The sequence below is a fragment of the Pseudoalteromonas sp. XMcav1-K genome, from assembly GCF_044005875.1.
GTDB classification, from domain to species: domain Bacteria; phylum Pseudomonadota; class Gammaproteobacteria; order Enterobacterales; family Alteromonadaceae; genus Pseudoalteromonas; species Pseudoalteromonas spongiae.
Window position 1 is genome coordinate 16382 of sequence record NZ_JBIPJE010000024.1, and the last position, 14566, is coordinate 30947.

The 14566-nt window shown below is 39.4% G+C and carries 12 protein-coding genes; 7 read left to right on the top strand and 5 right to left on the bottom strand.

Annotation, left to right across the window (positions count from 1 at the left end; translation table 11 throughout):
* Positions 1-53: 53 nt before the first annotated feature.
* The 4 genes from ACHSBP_RS02400 to ACHSBP_RS02415 all read left to right on the top strand — a co-directional run bounded on the left by ACHSBP_RS02400 (position 54) and on the right by ACHSBP_RS02415 (position 5930).
* Positions 54-2024, top strand: a complete 1971-nt coding sequence (locus ACHSBP_RS02400) for a BCCT family transporter (protein ID WP_395388056.1) — start codon at positions 54-56, stop codon at positions 2022-2024.
* 353 nt (positions 2025-2377) lie between these two features.
* Positions 2378-2668 carry a DUF1294 domain-containing protein gene (locus ACHSBP_RS02405; protein WP_395388057.1) on the top strand — a complete coding sequence of 97 codons (291 nt, stop codon included), beginning with the start codon at positions 2378-2380 and terminating at the stop codon, positions 2666-2668.
* A 137-nt stretch (positions 2669-2805) separates the two neighbouring features.
* A complete protein-coding gene (gene arfB, locus ACHSBP_RS02410) occupies positions 2806-3216 on the top strand; it encodes an alternative ribosome rescue aminoacyl-tRNA hydrolase ArfB (RefSeq protein WP_100915022.1) in 411 nt (136 codons plus the stop codon).
* A 140-nt stretch (positions 3217-3356) separates the two neighbouring features.
* A complete protein-coding gene (locus ACHSBP_RS02415) occupies positions 3357-5930 on the top strand; it encodes a TonB-dependent receptor plug domain-containing protein (RefSeq protein ID WP_395388058.1) in 2574 nt (857 codons plus the stop codon).
* Positions 5931-5977: 47 nt separating this feature from the next.
* Here ACHSBP_RS02415 and ACHSBP_RS02420 read toward each other — a convergent pair whose 3' ends face one another.
* A complete protein-coding gene (locus tag ACHSBP_RS02420; RefSeq protein WP_395388059.1) occupies positions 5978-7210 on the bottom strand; it encodes an EAL and HDOD domain-containing protein in 1233 nt (410 codons plus the stop codon).
* A 110-nt stretch (positions 7211-7320) separates the two neighbouring features.
* Complete coding sequence (locus tag ACHSBP_RS02425) at positions 7321-8694, bottom strand: DNA-binding protein (protein WP_395388060.1); 1374 nt, start codon at positions 8692-8694, stop codon at positions 7321-7323.
* An 887-nt stretch (positions 8695-9581) separates the two neighbouring features.
* Between ACHSBP_RS02425 and soxR the strand changes: the two genes are divergently transcribed.
* On the top strand, positions 9582-10022 hold the full coding sequence (soxR, locus tag ACHSBP_RS02430; protein ID WP_010559365.1) for a redox-sensitive transcriptional activator SoxR: 441 nt from the start codon (positions 9582-9584) through the stop codon (positions 10020-10022).
* A 192-nt stretch (positions 10023-10214) separates the two neighbouring features.
* On the opposite strand, the gene ACHSBP_RS02435 is transcribed toward soxR, so the two are convergent.
* On the bottom strand, positions 10215-11600 hold the full coding sequence (locus tag ACHSBP_RS02435) for an aspartate ammonia-lyase (RefSeq protein ID WP_395388061.1): 1386 nt from the start codon (positions 11598-11600) through the stop codon (positions 10215-10217).
* A gap of 159 nt (positions 11601-11759) precedes the next feature.
* On the bottom strand, positions 11760-12644 hold the full coding sequence (locus ACHSBP_RS02440; protein WP_395388062.1) for a LysR substrate-binding domain-containing protein: 885 nt from the start codon (positions 12642-12644) through the stop codon (positions 11760-11762).
* Positions 12645-12712: 68 nt separating this feature from the next.
* Between ACHSBP_RS02440 and ACHSBP_RS02445 the strand changes: the two genes are divergently transcribed.
* Positions 12713-13297 (top strand): hypothetical protein, encoded by a 585-nt coding sequence (locus tag ACHSBP_RS02445; protein ID WP_395388063.1) that lies wholly within the window; start codon positions 12713-12715, stop codon positions 13295-13297.
* Between the two features lie 35 nt (positions 13298-13332).
* Here the strand turns inward: ACHSBP_RS02445 and ACHSBP_RS02450 are convergent, their stop codons facing one another.
* Entirely contained in the window at positions 13333-13617 is a 285-nt protein-coding gene (locus ACHSBP_RS02450) for a DUF1496 domain-containing protein (protein WP_395388064.1), read from the bottom strand.
* A 140-nt stretch (positions 13618-13757) separates the two neighbouring features.
* On the opposite strand from ACHSBP_RS02450, the gene ACHSBP_RS02455 reads away from it, so the two are divergent.
* Positions 13758-14564, top strand: a complete 807-nt coding sequence (locus ACHSBP_RS02455) for a hypothetical protein (protein WP_395388065.1) — start codon at positions 13758-13760, stop codon at positions 14562-14564.
* The last annotated feature ends 2 nt before the right edge of the window (positions 14565-14566 follow it).

A 14566-nucleotide genomic window follows, 5' to 3' on the forward strand; every position in this document is an offset into this window, starting at 1 on the left:
ACGCCTTGATATTGCATTATAATAATTAGAGTACTAAGCAAATTCCCTGACTTATGCAAACTAAAACAAATGTTCTAAATAAAGCGGTTTTTTTACCTGCGTCTTTTGTTATATCTGTTCTTTTGATTGTGGCGATTATGGCGCCAGAATTTTCCAACGAACTATATAACTCATTGCAAACAACCATAGTTACGAACGGTGGTTGGTTTTATATCTTGGCGGTTGCCATTATCCTTGGTTTTGTCTTGTATTTGAGTTTATCGCGCTTCGGCTCGGTGAAACTCGGGCCGGATCATTCTACGCCAGACTATAAGTTGTCGACTTGGATAGCCATGCTGTTTGCTGCCGGTATGGGCATTGGTTTGATGTTTTTCGGTGTTGCTGAGCCGATTATGCATTATGTGTCGCCACCAACTGCTGAGGTCAACTCCCTTGACGCAATTAGAGAAGCGATGAAAATAACCTTTTTCCATTGGGGTTTTCATGCATGGGGAATATATGCCATCGTGGCCTTGGTGCTTGCGTATTTTAGTTATCGTCATCGCTTACCGTTAACGCTTCGCTCTGCTTTACACCCGATTATTGGTGATAAAATCTATGGCTGGCAAGGACATGTCGTTGATGTGTTTGCGGTTGTAAGTACGGTATTTGGCGTGGCCACATCACTTGGATTGGGCGCAAGCCAAGTAAACTCAGGATTGAACTACTTATTCGATATTGATGTAAGTGTACTTAACCAAGTGCTTATTATGCTTGCAATTACTGCACTTGCATCTATTTCAGTAGCAACAGGCCTTGATAAGGGCATTAAAATTTTGTCCGAAACTAATATGTTGCTAGCCATTGCCTTGTTGATTTTTATTTTTGTACTTGGGCCTTCGGTATTTCTACTTCAGGCATATGTACAAAACGTGGGCCAGTACTTGTCTGAAATTGTGTCAAATACATTTAATTTATTTGCCTATGAAAAGAAAAGCTGGATTGGTGGTTGGACTATTTTTTATTGGGGGTGGTGGCTTGCATGGGCGCCATTTGTAGGATTGTTTATAGCCCGTATTTCAAAAGGGCGCACCATTCGTGAATTTATATTAGGTGTGATGGTTGTGCCTACGGCCTTTACTTTATTATGGATGACTATTTTCGGTAATAGCGCAATTTATCTTGTGGTAGAGCAAGGTTATGTGTCGTTAATGGAGATGGTAAGTAGTGACTCGGCCGTTGCTCTGTTTGTATTTTTAGAAGCCTTCCCATGGAGTGCATTCTTAACCGGGCTTTCAATATTAATGATTGTTATTTTCTTTGTAACCTCATGCGATTCGGGCGCAATGGTAATTAATATGCTGTGTTCAAATGGTGAGGACGATACACCGCTTTGGCAACGTTTGTATTGGGCTATCGGCGTTGGCGTAGTTGCGGCGGTGTTAAGCTTAGTGGGGGGCTTGAACGCATTACAAACCATGACAATTGCCAGCGCATTACCTTTTGCTATCGTGTTGCTATTTGCGTGTTTTGGTTTAGTTAAAGCGCTGCAAATTGAAGCTGCAAAGATGGACAGTTTACAAATGAACATAACGCCGACAAATCATTATGTTGATGGTGAAGACTGGCAAGAAAAACTCAATAATATTGTGTCAACGCCTGACAAAAAGAACACTTCTGATTTTATTAATAAAGTTGTAAAGCGGGCGTTTAAAGCGTTGAAAAATCAATTCGAACTTAATGATATTCAGACTGAGGTTATTGTTAAAGATTCAGGGCTTATTTTAAAAGTGTATCACGGCGACGAACATGACTTTGTTTACGGTGTTCATAAGAAAAAACACGTACAACCGAGCTTTAACAGCGACGAAGACGAGGAGTGTTACTATCGCGCTGAGGTGCATTTAGTAGAAGGTGGTCAAGACTACGACATTATGGGATGGTCGGAGAATGCGGTTATTAACGATGTAATTGATCAATACCAAAAGCACATGCACTTTTTACATTTGTTGCGCGATGAGACGGTTACAGTAAGCAATAACTAAATGAAATGGGGCGAACTGTGTGTCGCCCTTTTTTATGTGTACTGGCTAAACGTCGCTTGATATTTTGCTATTTAGTATCGTGTGAATGAGAGCACAGCTTTTATTTTAAACTAACAAGACGACTTTTGATGCTGACCGCAACAGCGAAAAAGTTTGGTACGGTTGGTAAGTATTCGACTCGCTATCAAGTTAGTAATTTATCAGAACTTATATTGATTTGAATTTTACAAACCTTACGTCCGTAATCTGATAGACTGCGTGGTGCTGATTTATATAACCGATTTCTCATCTTAATGATCTTATTTGTAATATTATTTTGCCTTGTAATAGCCAGTTTAGTTTGGTTGACGTTATTGCCGTTTTGGCTCGTCCCTGTGTACATCGTGATGAGTGTTTTCACCTTTATTGTTTATGGTATTGATAAGCACAAAGCAAAAAAAGATAAAGTGCGTGTGCCTGAATCGACGCTTCATATTTATGATGTGTTAGGTGGTTGGTTAGGTGCTGTATTTGCGCAAGCGTTTTTTAGGCATAAAACACTAAAACAACCGTTTCGAAAATGGTTTTTGCTGACAATTAGTGTAAATATTTTGTGTGTTGCAGCGTTGGCATTATTGCCTGTTTTAACCGATTTTAATGGCTAACACGCTATTACAGTACCACAATTTTAGCAGTAGAATGCGCGTGAGTTGTTTAATCCGGTTTTATGATTATAACCGTCTCAATAGAGTTAAATGCGAAACACGCTAATTTTATCAATCTAGGTAACAGAGGGTTTTACATGTTACAAATTTCAAATTCAGTCAGTATTGCCGATTGGGAGCTGGAATTAACAGCGATTCGCTCACAAGGCAGTGGAGGACAAAATGTGAATAAGGTAGCAACTGCAATTCACCTTCGATTTGATATTAAACGTAGCAGCTTGCCGCAAATTTATAAGGAAAAATTACTGGCTCTTAATGACAGCCGCATTACTAACGATGGTGTTATTGTAATTAAATCGCAGTCATTTAGGACTCAAGAGCAAAACAAACAAGATGCCCTAGATAGGCTTAAAGCGCTTATTCAATCGGCGATGGTTGTACAAAAAAAACGCCGCGCAACAAAACCGACAAAAAGCTCCCAACGAAAGCGATTAGACAGCAAGAAAAAACACAGTCATACGAAAGCGCTGAGAGGAAAAATTATATAATTCACGGTTTTAGTATAAAAATTGCGCTAACGATACATTTTATTCAATTTTATACTTGAAAAATCCCCAATTTAGTCTATTTATGTAAATAGTATGTTAAATACGTTTACATAATAATTAACTAAGTTGCTAGGGAAATTATGAAAATTAAAGCGCTACGTAAGGCAATACTACTTGCCTGCTCATCAACACTCGTATCAACCATGTCTTATTCTGCATTAGCAGAAGAAAATAACACCGAAGAGGTTAAAAAAGACGTCGAAAAAATCGCCGTAGTAGGTACACGCTCTGCGCCACGTTCAATCGCCGATTCACCTGTGCCGATTGATATTATCGGTGGTGATGATTTAGAAAAGCATGGTTCATCTGACATGCTAGAGCTACTTGTAAGCCAAGTTCCTTCATTTAATGTGCGTCAACAGCCTATCAGTGATGCCGCAACATTAATTCGCCCTGTTAACCTTCGTGGTTTATCGTCTGACAGCACCTTAGTGCTTGTGAACGGTAAACGTCGTCACCGTGCATCAGTTATTGCGTTTCAAGGTGGTGGTGTAAATGATGGCGCACAAGGTCCAGATATTTCGGTAATTCCAAGCATCGCTTTAAAACAAGTTGAAGTGCTTCGTGACGGTGCTGCAGCTCAATACGGTTCAGATGCCATCGCGGGCGTAATGAATTTTGTGTTAAAAGATTCAGCCGAAGGTGGCAGTATCACAGTTAAATACGGTGAGTACTTTGAAGGTGACGGCGACACCACGACAATTGAAGGTAATATTGGCATGCCATTTACTGATGATGGCTTTGCTAACTTGTCTTTCGCATTAAAAAATGCCGATGCGACGAGCCGTTCAGTTCAGCGCCCAGATGCTGGGGGGCTTGCTGACGCAGGTAACACTTACATCAATGATCCTGCGCAAGTATGGGGTAATCCAGAAATTGAAGACGACTTGTCGGTGTTTGGTAACGTTGGCCTTGATTTAGGCAATGATAAAGAATTCTACATGTTTGGTAACTATTCTGAACGTGATGCAACAGGTGGCTTTTACTATCGTAATCCACATAACCGCAGTAATGTTTATTCAAACGATGGCGGCGAAACTTTGCTAATTGGTGATATTGGTCAAGCAAATGGCGGTCCTAGAACATGTGCTGTTGTACCGGCAAATGTACCGAATGTACTTGATACGCAAGCATATAAAGATATGGTTGCTGATCCTAACTGTTTCTCAATGAACATGATTTTCCCAGGTGGTTACACGCCGCAATTTGCTGGTAACATCGTTGATACATCGCTTACCATGGGTGTTGAAGGTGAGATTAGTGGTGGCTGGTTAGATGAAGTTTATTTTGATTTAAGCGGCTCAGTAGGTCGAAATGCGGCGGATTTCTACCTTTATAACTCGCTTAACCCATCACTTGGTTTAGACACGCCAGTTGATTTTGACACGGGTAAATATATTCAACTTGAAAAGACATTTAACTTTGATTTAGTTAAATCAGTTGAGGTGGGTTTAGATGATCCGCTTAACCTTGCTGGTGGTTTTGAATTTAGAGAAGAATCGTTCGAAATAGTGTCAGGAGAAGAAGCCTCATGGAAAGCGGGACCATACGCAGACCAAGGCTTTAATATTGGTTCGCATGGCTTTAAAGGCTTTGGTCCTGAATCTCAAGGAACTAATACTCGTCGTAACTGGGCGGCATATGTTGACGCTGAAGCGTATTTAACTGAAAGCTTGCTATTTGGCGCGGCACTTCGTTACGAAGATTACAATACCTTTGGCGATACAGCGAACTACAAGTTAACACTGCAATATGCTATTTCAGATGATTGGCAGATCCGTGGTTCAACAAGTACTGGTTTTAGAGCACCGACCGTTGGTCAGGCAAATGTTGTAAATACGGCAACATCACTTGTAGGCGGTGAATTAATTCAAAGTTTCTTAGCGCCGCCAACAGATCCACTTTCTGCGTTTTATGGTGGTAAAGAGCTGACACCGGAAGAATCAACAAGTTATGCATTAGGTACTGTATATGAGTATGATGATTTCTTTTTAACAGTTGATTACTACAACATTGAAGTAACAGATCGTATCGCGCAGTCTAGTCAAATCACTGTACGTGAAGAAGATTATGCTGAACTTAGATCGCTTGGTGTACAAAACCCAGAGTTAATCTCGGCCGTTACCTACTTTGCAAATGATTTTGATACTACAACACAAGGCGTTGATATTGTTGCTAACTATTCAGCCGATTTACTCAATGGCGCAACGAAATTTGCGTTAGCGTATAACTGGAATGAAACAACAGTTGACGCGTTTAACCCAGCAACCACAAGCGACGGTAAAGTAAAACGTTTAGAAGAAGGCATGCCTCAGCACCGTGCTACGTTCACAATTACCCAAAACTGGGATGATATTAGCATGTTTGTGCGCGCTAACTACTTCGGCGAATACTTCGCAGTGCATGCCGATGATGATTGTTTAGACGGCTGTTGGAATGAAATTGCGGATTCATCATTTACCTTTGATGCGGAAGTGAGTTATTTCATTAATGAGAGCTTTAAAGCAGCTGTTGGTGCAAACAACATATTCGACCAAGAAGCACAAAAACTACCAACTGCTTCGTATGGTGTACTAGGTGCTAAATATTACGAAAGTGGTCCGTACGACTACAACGGTGGTTTCTACTACGTGAAATTAAGCTATATGTTTTAATATATAAGTTATATAACGTCAAAGCCCAGCCAAGTTGCTGGGCTTTTTTATAGCGGGTCTTCTTGCTGGGTACAGTTATATAAAATATCACTCCACTTTATGGCTTCATAATAAAACGCTGGTAAATCCGCTTGATCGAGTTTTAGTTTGTTACACTGTGATTCTATTTTTTGCCAATTACCAGATTCATAACTAAGCACGAGTTCAAGAATATTTCGATTGAGATTCTCTTCGCCAATTAATGCATCGCTAATGTCTTTTCCGAGTGGGAGCTGTTTGATAATTACGTCCATAGAGCGATCGAAAATGGCATCTAATAAGGAGAAAAGACCAACCAAGAATGATTTACTTTTTAAACTTGGCGCGATTTTTTGCGCAATTACATCGCAAAATTTGGCTCGAATGGTCGACATGCGAATTAGTTCGTGGGGCTTGTCTTTAGCAAAGTGCGCAGTAACAACTAGGTTTAAAAAACGCTTCGCGTTTTGGTCACCAAGGTAAATCAATCCTTGTTTAATTGAGTTAATTTCTTCGCGAGTAGGAAACAGACCCGAATTGATAAAGCGTAGTAATTTGTAGCAAAGCGCAGCATCTTGCTCAACCAGATTAGCGATTTTGTCGTAATTGAGCTCTTCTTTTACAAGTTCGCTATAGAGTAACACCACAGTTTGTGAGTGGCTTACCATATCTTGCTGTTCAATTAATTGTGGGCGACATAAAAAGTACCCTTGAAAGTAATCGAAGCCAAGTTGTTTGGCGAGTTCGAAATCTTCATGAGTTTCAATTTTTGTCGCCATTAGTTTGAGGTTTTTTTGTTGCTTTAACTTATTAATATCGGCAATTACCGTGTTTAATGGCGTTCTACTAATATCAAATTTCACCAAGCGGCATAAGTTGCAATAAGGTTGCCAGTCAAAATCGGGAGTGTAGGGATCAAGTGCTAGCACATAGTTTTTGTGAAATAAGCTACGGCATGCTTCATACACTTCTTGATTAGGCACGAAGTCTGTCATTAACTCAACAATAAAATCGTTGCTTGGTAACAGCTCTGGCTGCTTTTGCAATATACCAAGATGTGGAAACTTAATGAGCGCTTTTTTACCAGACGTTAAGCGCCTTAATCCGATAATAAACTGACTATCGGCGATAAGTTTTGAGGTGGCAATAACTGGGTCTACGGTAGGAAATGAATTAGCGCGGCTATTACGAAATAGCAGCTCATAGGCGACTAATCTTTTTTTGTGATTTAATACTGCTTGACGTGCTGTGTAAATTTTCAATTTGTTTTTAAAATTAGCGATTTACCTTTCAATTTAGCTTTTTTTAGCATTTTTGCAATAATAAAAAAGGGTCAAATGACCCCTTTTTTCCGATTCACTAACCAATATGGTTATGCTTGATCTTGTAGCGGTACAACGTTGTTTTGAGCGCGTATTTGTTCAAGTTCTAACTTAGCATCATCTACTTCACGTTCTAGATCGCGCACACGTGCCATCGCTTTTTCGGCGCTGCGTGTTAAACGTTCTACAGTCGTTGCAGAGTTTTGCTTAATAAATTCAAGCTGTTCTTGTAGCTTCTCGTTTTCATTCTCATAACGCCATGCGTTTTGCTGTTCGCTAACAAGTTTTTCTTCAAGTAGTCTGATCTTAGCGAGGTTTTGATCAGAGTTTTGCGTTAAGCGCTGAATAGTAGCGGTTGAATTGTTCTTAACGAAGTCCATTTGCTTAAGTAAGTTTTCTTTTTCACTTTCAAAGTTTGTCGCAACCTTCTGAGCCTCGGCCAGCTGCGTCTGCATTTCTTCGATTTGCTCTTTTGCACCTTTAACCGCTGTTTGCTGATCTTGGTTATGCTGTGATAGCTCAAGGTTTTGTTTCTTCATCATTTCAATGCTTTGCTCAGCTTGTTTAAGCTGTGCTTGCATTGCTTCTTTTGCTTGGCGAAGATCTTCAACTTCCGAGTTGTGCTGCTCTGCTTTCGCTGCATGTGTATTTGCAGTTTGCTCTAACTGTGAAAGCTGAGAAAGTGTAGAGTTTTTCTCTTGTAATAATGCTTGGATTTTCGAGTCTTTTTCTTCAAGTGCCGCTTCAAGAGTTTGTACTTGGCTTGCAACATTCTCAGTAAGCTCACTTACTTTTGCTTCGCCAGACTGTTTTAGCTCAGCAATGGTGCGTTCGCTCGACTCTTTTAATTCTGCAACGGTTGCAGCGTTATTAGCCTTTAATTGCTCAATGGTGTTTTCATTGGCAATTCGCATATCTTCGATTGTTTGATTTTTAGACTCAGTAAGGTCTTGAAGCTGCTTTTCGTGGTGCTCTTTTAGCGATGCAATTTCAACATCGGCATTGTCTTCGACTTCAGCGATTGTCTGCTTGAATTGGCTTGTTTCTTCTTCTAAACGCGCTTCAAGCAGTTGTAATTTTTCGGTTAATTCACCGGTAATTTGTTCTGTTTTCTGTAAGCTTAGGATAGCGAACTTTTCGGCTTCAATAGCACGTTCAAGTTGAACTTCGAAATCACGATTAATAGCATTTGAGAAACGTTTAATCTCGCGGTGAAATGCAGCCATATACTCGTCACTTAATGACCCTGTATCAGCTGTCGCTTGGCGTGTGTCTTGCGACTCACTGCGCCAACGTTGATAGTGTGCAAGAATACTCGCAGTGCTGCCTTCACATTCTTGTAAAATGGCCTCAACCGACACTGGCTTTCCATCAGAAACCAGTTGGTCGCACAATTCTTTTACTTTTGCGTAATTTGTTGTCATTTCTCTATCCTTGTAGAGCATACATAGTTTTGGGGACTAATTTTTGCCGTTAATGATAAAGTATTAATTTCAATTCAAGTCGCTTAGACTTTCGCTTCATCTAAATGAAAATAACGGCATGTTGTAACAATAGCAATTTTGTCCAGAAAAGATCAACACTAGTTAGCCTATTTAATTGCCAATTTAGAACTAGTTAGTGGTTTTATATAAGTAATAATTATTTTAAATCCTGTTTTATAACTTTTGGCTAGTAATTAGGTACTATAATAAAAATTGTTTTCTTTTAACTAATTTAGTCGATTACGCGAAGTTTTAGCATAAAATTTAAGTAGATATATGCGTTAAATTGGGATTACTAGGACTGTTGTTTGCAGTGATATCAAAAATGAATTGTAGTAATCACTGTAAATTATTTTGTTAGCCTTAACTTACTGTTTACATAAGGAATAAGGTTAACGAACGTAAACAAGCTGCAGCATACATACGAGTTTTAGACTCAGCCAAATAAAATTACCTTAAGCTTTTATACGATTAACATATCGATTCGTGATTTAGCATGAGGCGTAGGCGAAGATTTGCATTAAGCAAGTTAATTATGGCTGTATTTTGAAAGTAACTTTAGAATACAAGCCTATTATCTTAATAGGCGCTTTTTTTGCGTAGTGTAAACCTAAAATCATTACCCTTTGCATATTCTTTTTTATGTTTTCTAATATCTTAAACATGCTCGGTTTAATAATGTGAGATACGATTTATTTTCGCATTAACCGAGACATAGCTTGTTACGTATTTTGTCGTATTTTTTTCGAGTCATACTTGAGTTCTTCATCACTTATCATAAAAATGTACGGGTATTTTATAGAATTAAACAGTGAACAATTTTAGTTATGGCTGATGCGAACCTTTCGGTTGGAAATATTGCAAAACGTGCTGGGGTAAAAGTCTCGACGCTCCACTTTTACGAAGAAAAAGGGTTAATTCGTAGTTGGCGTAATAGTGGCAACCAAAGGCGATATAAACCGGATGTATTAAGACGGATCGCATTAATTAAAGCGGGCCAGAAAATTGGTGTTAGTTTAAGTGATATTAAAGCAATTTTGTCGCAATTACCTAATGAACGTACACCTACGGTTAGTGACTGGGAACACATCGCTACTGCGTGGCGTGATAAGTTAACCCAACAGATTTTATATATTGAAAAGCTAAAAGACTCTCTCACATCGTGTATTGGTTGCGGTTGTTTGTCGTTGGAAAGGTGCCACTTATATAACCAAGATGATTGCTTAAAGGAAGAGGGCGAGGGAGCCGTTATTCTAGAGCGAAAGTAGTGGTGTAGAATTAAGTTGGGTTGGAATTAAGTTTCGGTTTTTGTTAGCAATTAATTTTTATGGCTCGTCATTTTTCATGCGATAGCTTGGTGCGAAATAATCGATAAACACATCAAACAACGCTTAGTATTGCGTTGCAAACAAAGTGTATAGCATTTGCTATACACTTTATTTATTAAAAGTGCTTAAGCCTTATGCAGGTTCAGTCAATTTTTCTGGTTGCATAATATTTGCTAGTTGAGATTCACTAAGGATCCCTTTTTCCAACACCAAGTCTTTGATATTTTTACCTGAACTTAATGCGTCTTTAGCTATGTCGGTGGCAGCGTCGTAACCAATAAATGGATTTAACGCCGTAACAAGCGCGAGGCTATTGTCTAATAAATAATGACAACGCTCATGGTTTGCACTAATGCCTGAAACGCAGTGCTGGTCGAACATGCTACATGCGTTAGTTAGTAGCGCCATTTCTTCCATAATATTAAATGCTATTAACGGCTCCATTGCGTTTAATTGCAGTTGTCCGGCTTCAGCCGCCATACTGATTGCTGAGTCTAATCCAATTACTTGATATGCGACTTGGCTTACGGCTTCGGGAATAACCGGGTTAACCTTACCCGGCATAATTGAACTACCCGGTTGTTTTGCTGGTAAATTTATTTCGCTTAACCCTGCGCGTGGACCCATACTTAATAGGCGTAAATCATTGGCAATTTTAGATAACTTGATTGCAAGACGTTTAAGTGCTGATGAGTAAATTACAAACGCGCCCATATCAGAGCTGGCCTCAATTAAATCTTCGGCCTTAACAAAGGGTAGTTCAGTTAAACATGCTAACTGCTTGATTGCTACTTCAGCATAGCCTTTTTTGGTATTTATCCCTGTTCCAACCGCGGTTCCACCTAAGTTGATTTCATAGAAGAATGGGCTTAACTGATTAAGTAACTTTACTTCTTCACGTAGCGTTGATGCGAACCCCGCAAACTCTTGTCCTAATGTCATTGGAACTGCATCTTGCAATTGGGTTCTGGCCAGCTTAAGAATATGTTTAAATTCTTGAGATTTTTCAGAAAAACGTTCAATCAAGCCTTCTAGGCTGGCCATCAGCTTTGGCTGTTGTAGCAAGATACTTAGGCGAATGGCGCTTGGGTAAACATCGTTGGTTGATTGCGACAAGTTTACATCGCTATTAGGGTGTATAAATTGGTAGGCCCCGAGAGGATGTCCTAACTTTTGCAGTGCGATATTAGCGATTACTTCGTTGGCATTCATATTGGTTGATGTGCCCGCGCCGCCTTGGATCATGCCAACAGGAAATTGATCATGATACTGGCCATCAATTAGATCATTGCATGATGCAAAAATTGCATCAGCTTTTTCATCGTTAATTAGACCTATTTGCTGGTTTGCGCGAACACAGGCTGCTTTAACGTAGGCGAGTGATTTAATCATCGCAGGGTATTGTGAAAGTGTCTTGTCACTTAACGGAAAGTTATTTACTGCGCGCTGAGTTTGTATGCCATAGAGTACATTGTTTTCAATTGTCATTGTACCGAGAAGATCAGATTCTATACGCATTGTTTTTTGTCTTGTATTGGTGAGAGTCGGCGCAAGATTACCGATAAGCTAGGTTAAAGACTAATGCTTTAAATAGGTTTTGGTTATGCAAATTATGCATAGCACAGGGAAGTTTCCATATCGCCTAGCGTTATAATGATTACTTTTACTCATTCAACGTTAGTTTAAGTCGTCATTTTCTAAAGCTTGTGTTATGCCTTGCCAGTAAATAGATTTTGTATGATCGCTAGAAGGAATTCGATATAAGCTAACGCTTAGATTATTGATGGCATCAAATCCGGTGATGATGCTGAGCTTTTGATCTTGAAGCTCTTTTTCAATCGCGAATTCAGGCAGCCATGCCATACCTAGACCTTGCATTACCATGGTTTTTAAACTGTCTGCCATTGATGAGCTCGCCACTTTATCAAGTCTGCTTTTTGTTTGATGGTTTAGCGCATTTTCAACGGTACGACCGAGAAAGATTGAAGCTTGATAAGCAAGGTAGGGCACTTTAGTTGCCGTTTGCCACGTATTAACTTGAGAACTCAGTGCGACCGGCAATAGTTTTACTGCGCCAAGTTCAAAACGCTCATAACCTTCACCTAGTAATTCTTCATCATGAAATGCGAGTAAATAGTCACAATTATTACTTTTGAGCAGCTTTGTACAGTCGTCAGCATCGGCGATTTGAAGCTCAGCGCTGACATTAGGTAACTGTCGCTTCAGAGTTTTTAATATTTTTGGAAACACCCCTAACGCCAATGTATGAGTTGCGGCTATTTTTAGCTCCTGGGCATAACTTGTTGCCCGTAACTTTTCAGCCGAGTTGTTGAGTAAATGTAGCACTGATTGTGCAGTAGGCTGAAACGCAATACCTTCTTTTGTGAGACTAAGTGGGTTGGTGCGTCTATCAATGAGTTTGCACCCTAAACTTTTTTCTAATGCTTGAATTCGACGGCTAAACGCCGGTTGGGTTACAAATCGTAATTGTGCAGCTAAACTAAAGTTTTTAGTTTCACTTAGAATAAGAAAGTCTTGTAACCATTTGGTTTCTATGTTCATTTAACGTATCAAACTAATTTAGAGTACAGTACTGAGCAATGCTCACATTGATTTAAAAGGATCATACTATGCGTATAACAATGATGTTAGTTATTTTACTCGCAAGCTTTACATTAAGCGCAGCTCAATGCCTTAGCGCCCCACCGAGCAAAGTTGGTTTAGCAGATTTACCTGCGAATAATAAATTAACACGTAGTCAAGAAGCGAGCTTGAATCGCTTGTTTAAAGACTTGAGCGGTTCGTGGGTTGGAAAAAGTGATGGGTTTTATTGTATTGGTGAAGAACTTGCTAATGCGCGTAAGGTGGCCAAATCTCACAGACTGGAAATGGTTTTTACTAATGATGACTCAATGGTTTTACGAGCGAAAACCAAAGCCGAAGAGCGTGATGAATTTACACAACGGATTCAAAGTTTAACCTTATATGCAAATCAAGGTTACTTGCGGTTTGATCAAAATAACGAAGCTGGCGATATTTGGATAGAGGCACTGTCGTCTACTCATGTTAGTGTCTGGTCAGTTAGTCGAGCAGGTACTGTGTATCATCTTATTAATCGCGTGTTAAAGCGCAGCCCAAGTGCGTTTACATTAACCATGACAACATATAGCGACAACCGTTTGACGAGCCATTATGTCGCGCGTATGTCGAATTAGGTAGATGTTTAGAAGCAAAGCCTATTGAGTCGCGTTTAATTTATCGTAATCTTGGGCTTTGTTTTTGGGTAAATAATATTGCCTTTTTTATCAAGCTGATACCATGCCACAGGGCCATTTTCTTGGTTTGGGTATCTTTGTGTACAAATTAACCTTGTGTCGTTAACTTCAATTACCGCGCCTAAGGTATATTTTTTATCGTCATACCAACAGATCAAATGATTTACCTCAGTTTCTAACCAAATATGCTTTTTTGGTGTTTGCGCTGTCGCTAACGAAGAGACAGTCAACATTGATAATACTAAAGCTAACACTCTCATTGTTGTTTCCTTATATTTGTGAATTTATTCATTCACTTCTAATCTTAAAGAGTTGCTAAGAGCAGAGTAGCGTAAATACCATGTTATGTCGTTTTTTTGCTTTATTTTTGTTTTTTCTAAGTATACCTCTGCACAGTAAAGTGGTAGATATCACGGTTGAAACCGATATTTATTTCTATGCTAAGGACATTATTGGCAAAACGCCAATCCTAGATATTACAGATTATTCGGGTAAAAATGCCCAGCGCGATGTCGTTGAATTTATTCTTATACAACAAGCGCTGCTATTAGGCGGTGCTGATATTCAATTTAACTTTATTTATGGCAATTACGATGCGCGTAATTTGAAGTTGCTAAACGAAGGCTTGCTTTTGCTATCGTTTGATTCACTTTGGTTGAGTGCGACTGAGCAGTACAAGGATAATTTATATATTAGTGAGCCGCTTATTCGTAAAGGAGAGTACTACGCGGGCGTGTTTACATCTGAACAAAACGTTGCAAACTATAATGCAAAGACATTATCGCTTTCGGACATGACAATTGTCTCAAGTAAAGATTGGCATGTTGATTGGATCACCTTACAAAGTTTAAAACCTAAAAAGCTTGTGCATGAATCTGATTGGATCGTAATGGCTAAAATGGTTAGCCGAGGCTGGATTGATGGCATGTTAGCGCCGTTTAAAAAGCAGCATAACTTTTCTTACATTGGTCCCGACTATAAAATTTTTGCTATTCCCAATGTCAAAGTTGCGCTTAATGATAGTCGTCACTTTGTCGTTTCTAAAAAGCACCCTTTAGGACAGCAAACGTTTGAAGCGTTACAGCGTGGGCTAAAAATACTGCGAGACCGAGGCCTAATTGAAAAAGCCTACCGAGAGGCAGGCTTTTTAAATGACGATGTAAAAGACTGGCGCACTATTAAAGTAGCTGATCCTTTATTCGACTAGGG

What these genes read in the sequence shown, in the direction of transcription:
- ACHSBP_RS02400 (WP_395388056.1), top strand. Translation starts at nt 54, where the DNA reads ATGCAAACTAAAACAAATGTTCTAAATAAAGCGGTTTTTTTACCTGCG.
- arfB (WP_100915022.1), top strand. Translation starts at nt 2,806, where the DNA reads ATGTTACAAATTTCAAATTCAGTCAGTATTGCCGATTGGGAGCTGGAA.
- ACHSBP_RS02415 (WP_395388058.1), top strand. Translation starts at nt 3,357, where the DNA reads ATGAAAATTAAAGCGCTACGTAAGGCAATACTACTTGCCTGCTCATCA.
- ACHSBP_RS02425 (WP_395388060.1), bottom strand. Translation starts at nt 8,694, where the DNA reads ATGACAACAAATTACGCAAAAGTAAAAGAATTGTGCGACCAACTGGTT.
- soxR (WP_010559365.1), top strand. Translation starts at nt 9,582, where the DNA reads ATGGCTGATGCGAACCTTTCGGTTGGAAATATTGCAAAACGTGCTGGG.
- ACHSBP_RS02435 (WP_395388061.1), bottom strand. Translation starts at nt 11,600, where the DNA reads ATGCGTATAGAATCTGATCTTCTCGGTACAATGACAATTGAAAACAAT.
- ACHSBP_RS02440 (WP_395388062.1), bottom strand. Translation starts at nt 12,644, where the DNA reads ATGAACATAGAAACCAAATGGTTACAAGACTTTCTTATTCTAAGTGAA.
- ACHSBP_RS02445 (WP_395388063.1), top strand. Translation starts at nt 12,713, where the DNA reads ATGCGTATAACAATGATGTTAGTTATTTTACTCGCAAGCTTTACATTA.
- ACHSBP_RS02450 (WP_395388064.1), bottom strand. Translation starts at nt 13,617, where the DNA reads ATGAGAGTGTTAGCTTTAGTATTATCAATGTTGACTGTCTCTTCGTTA.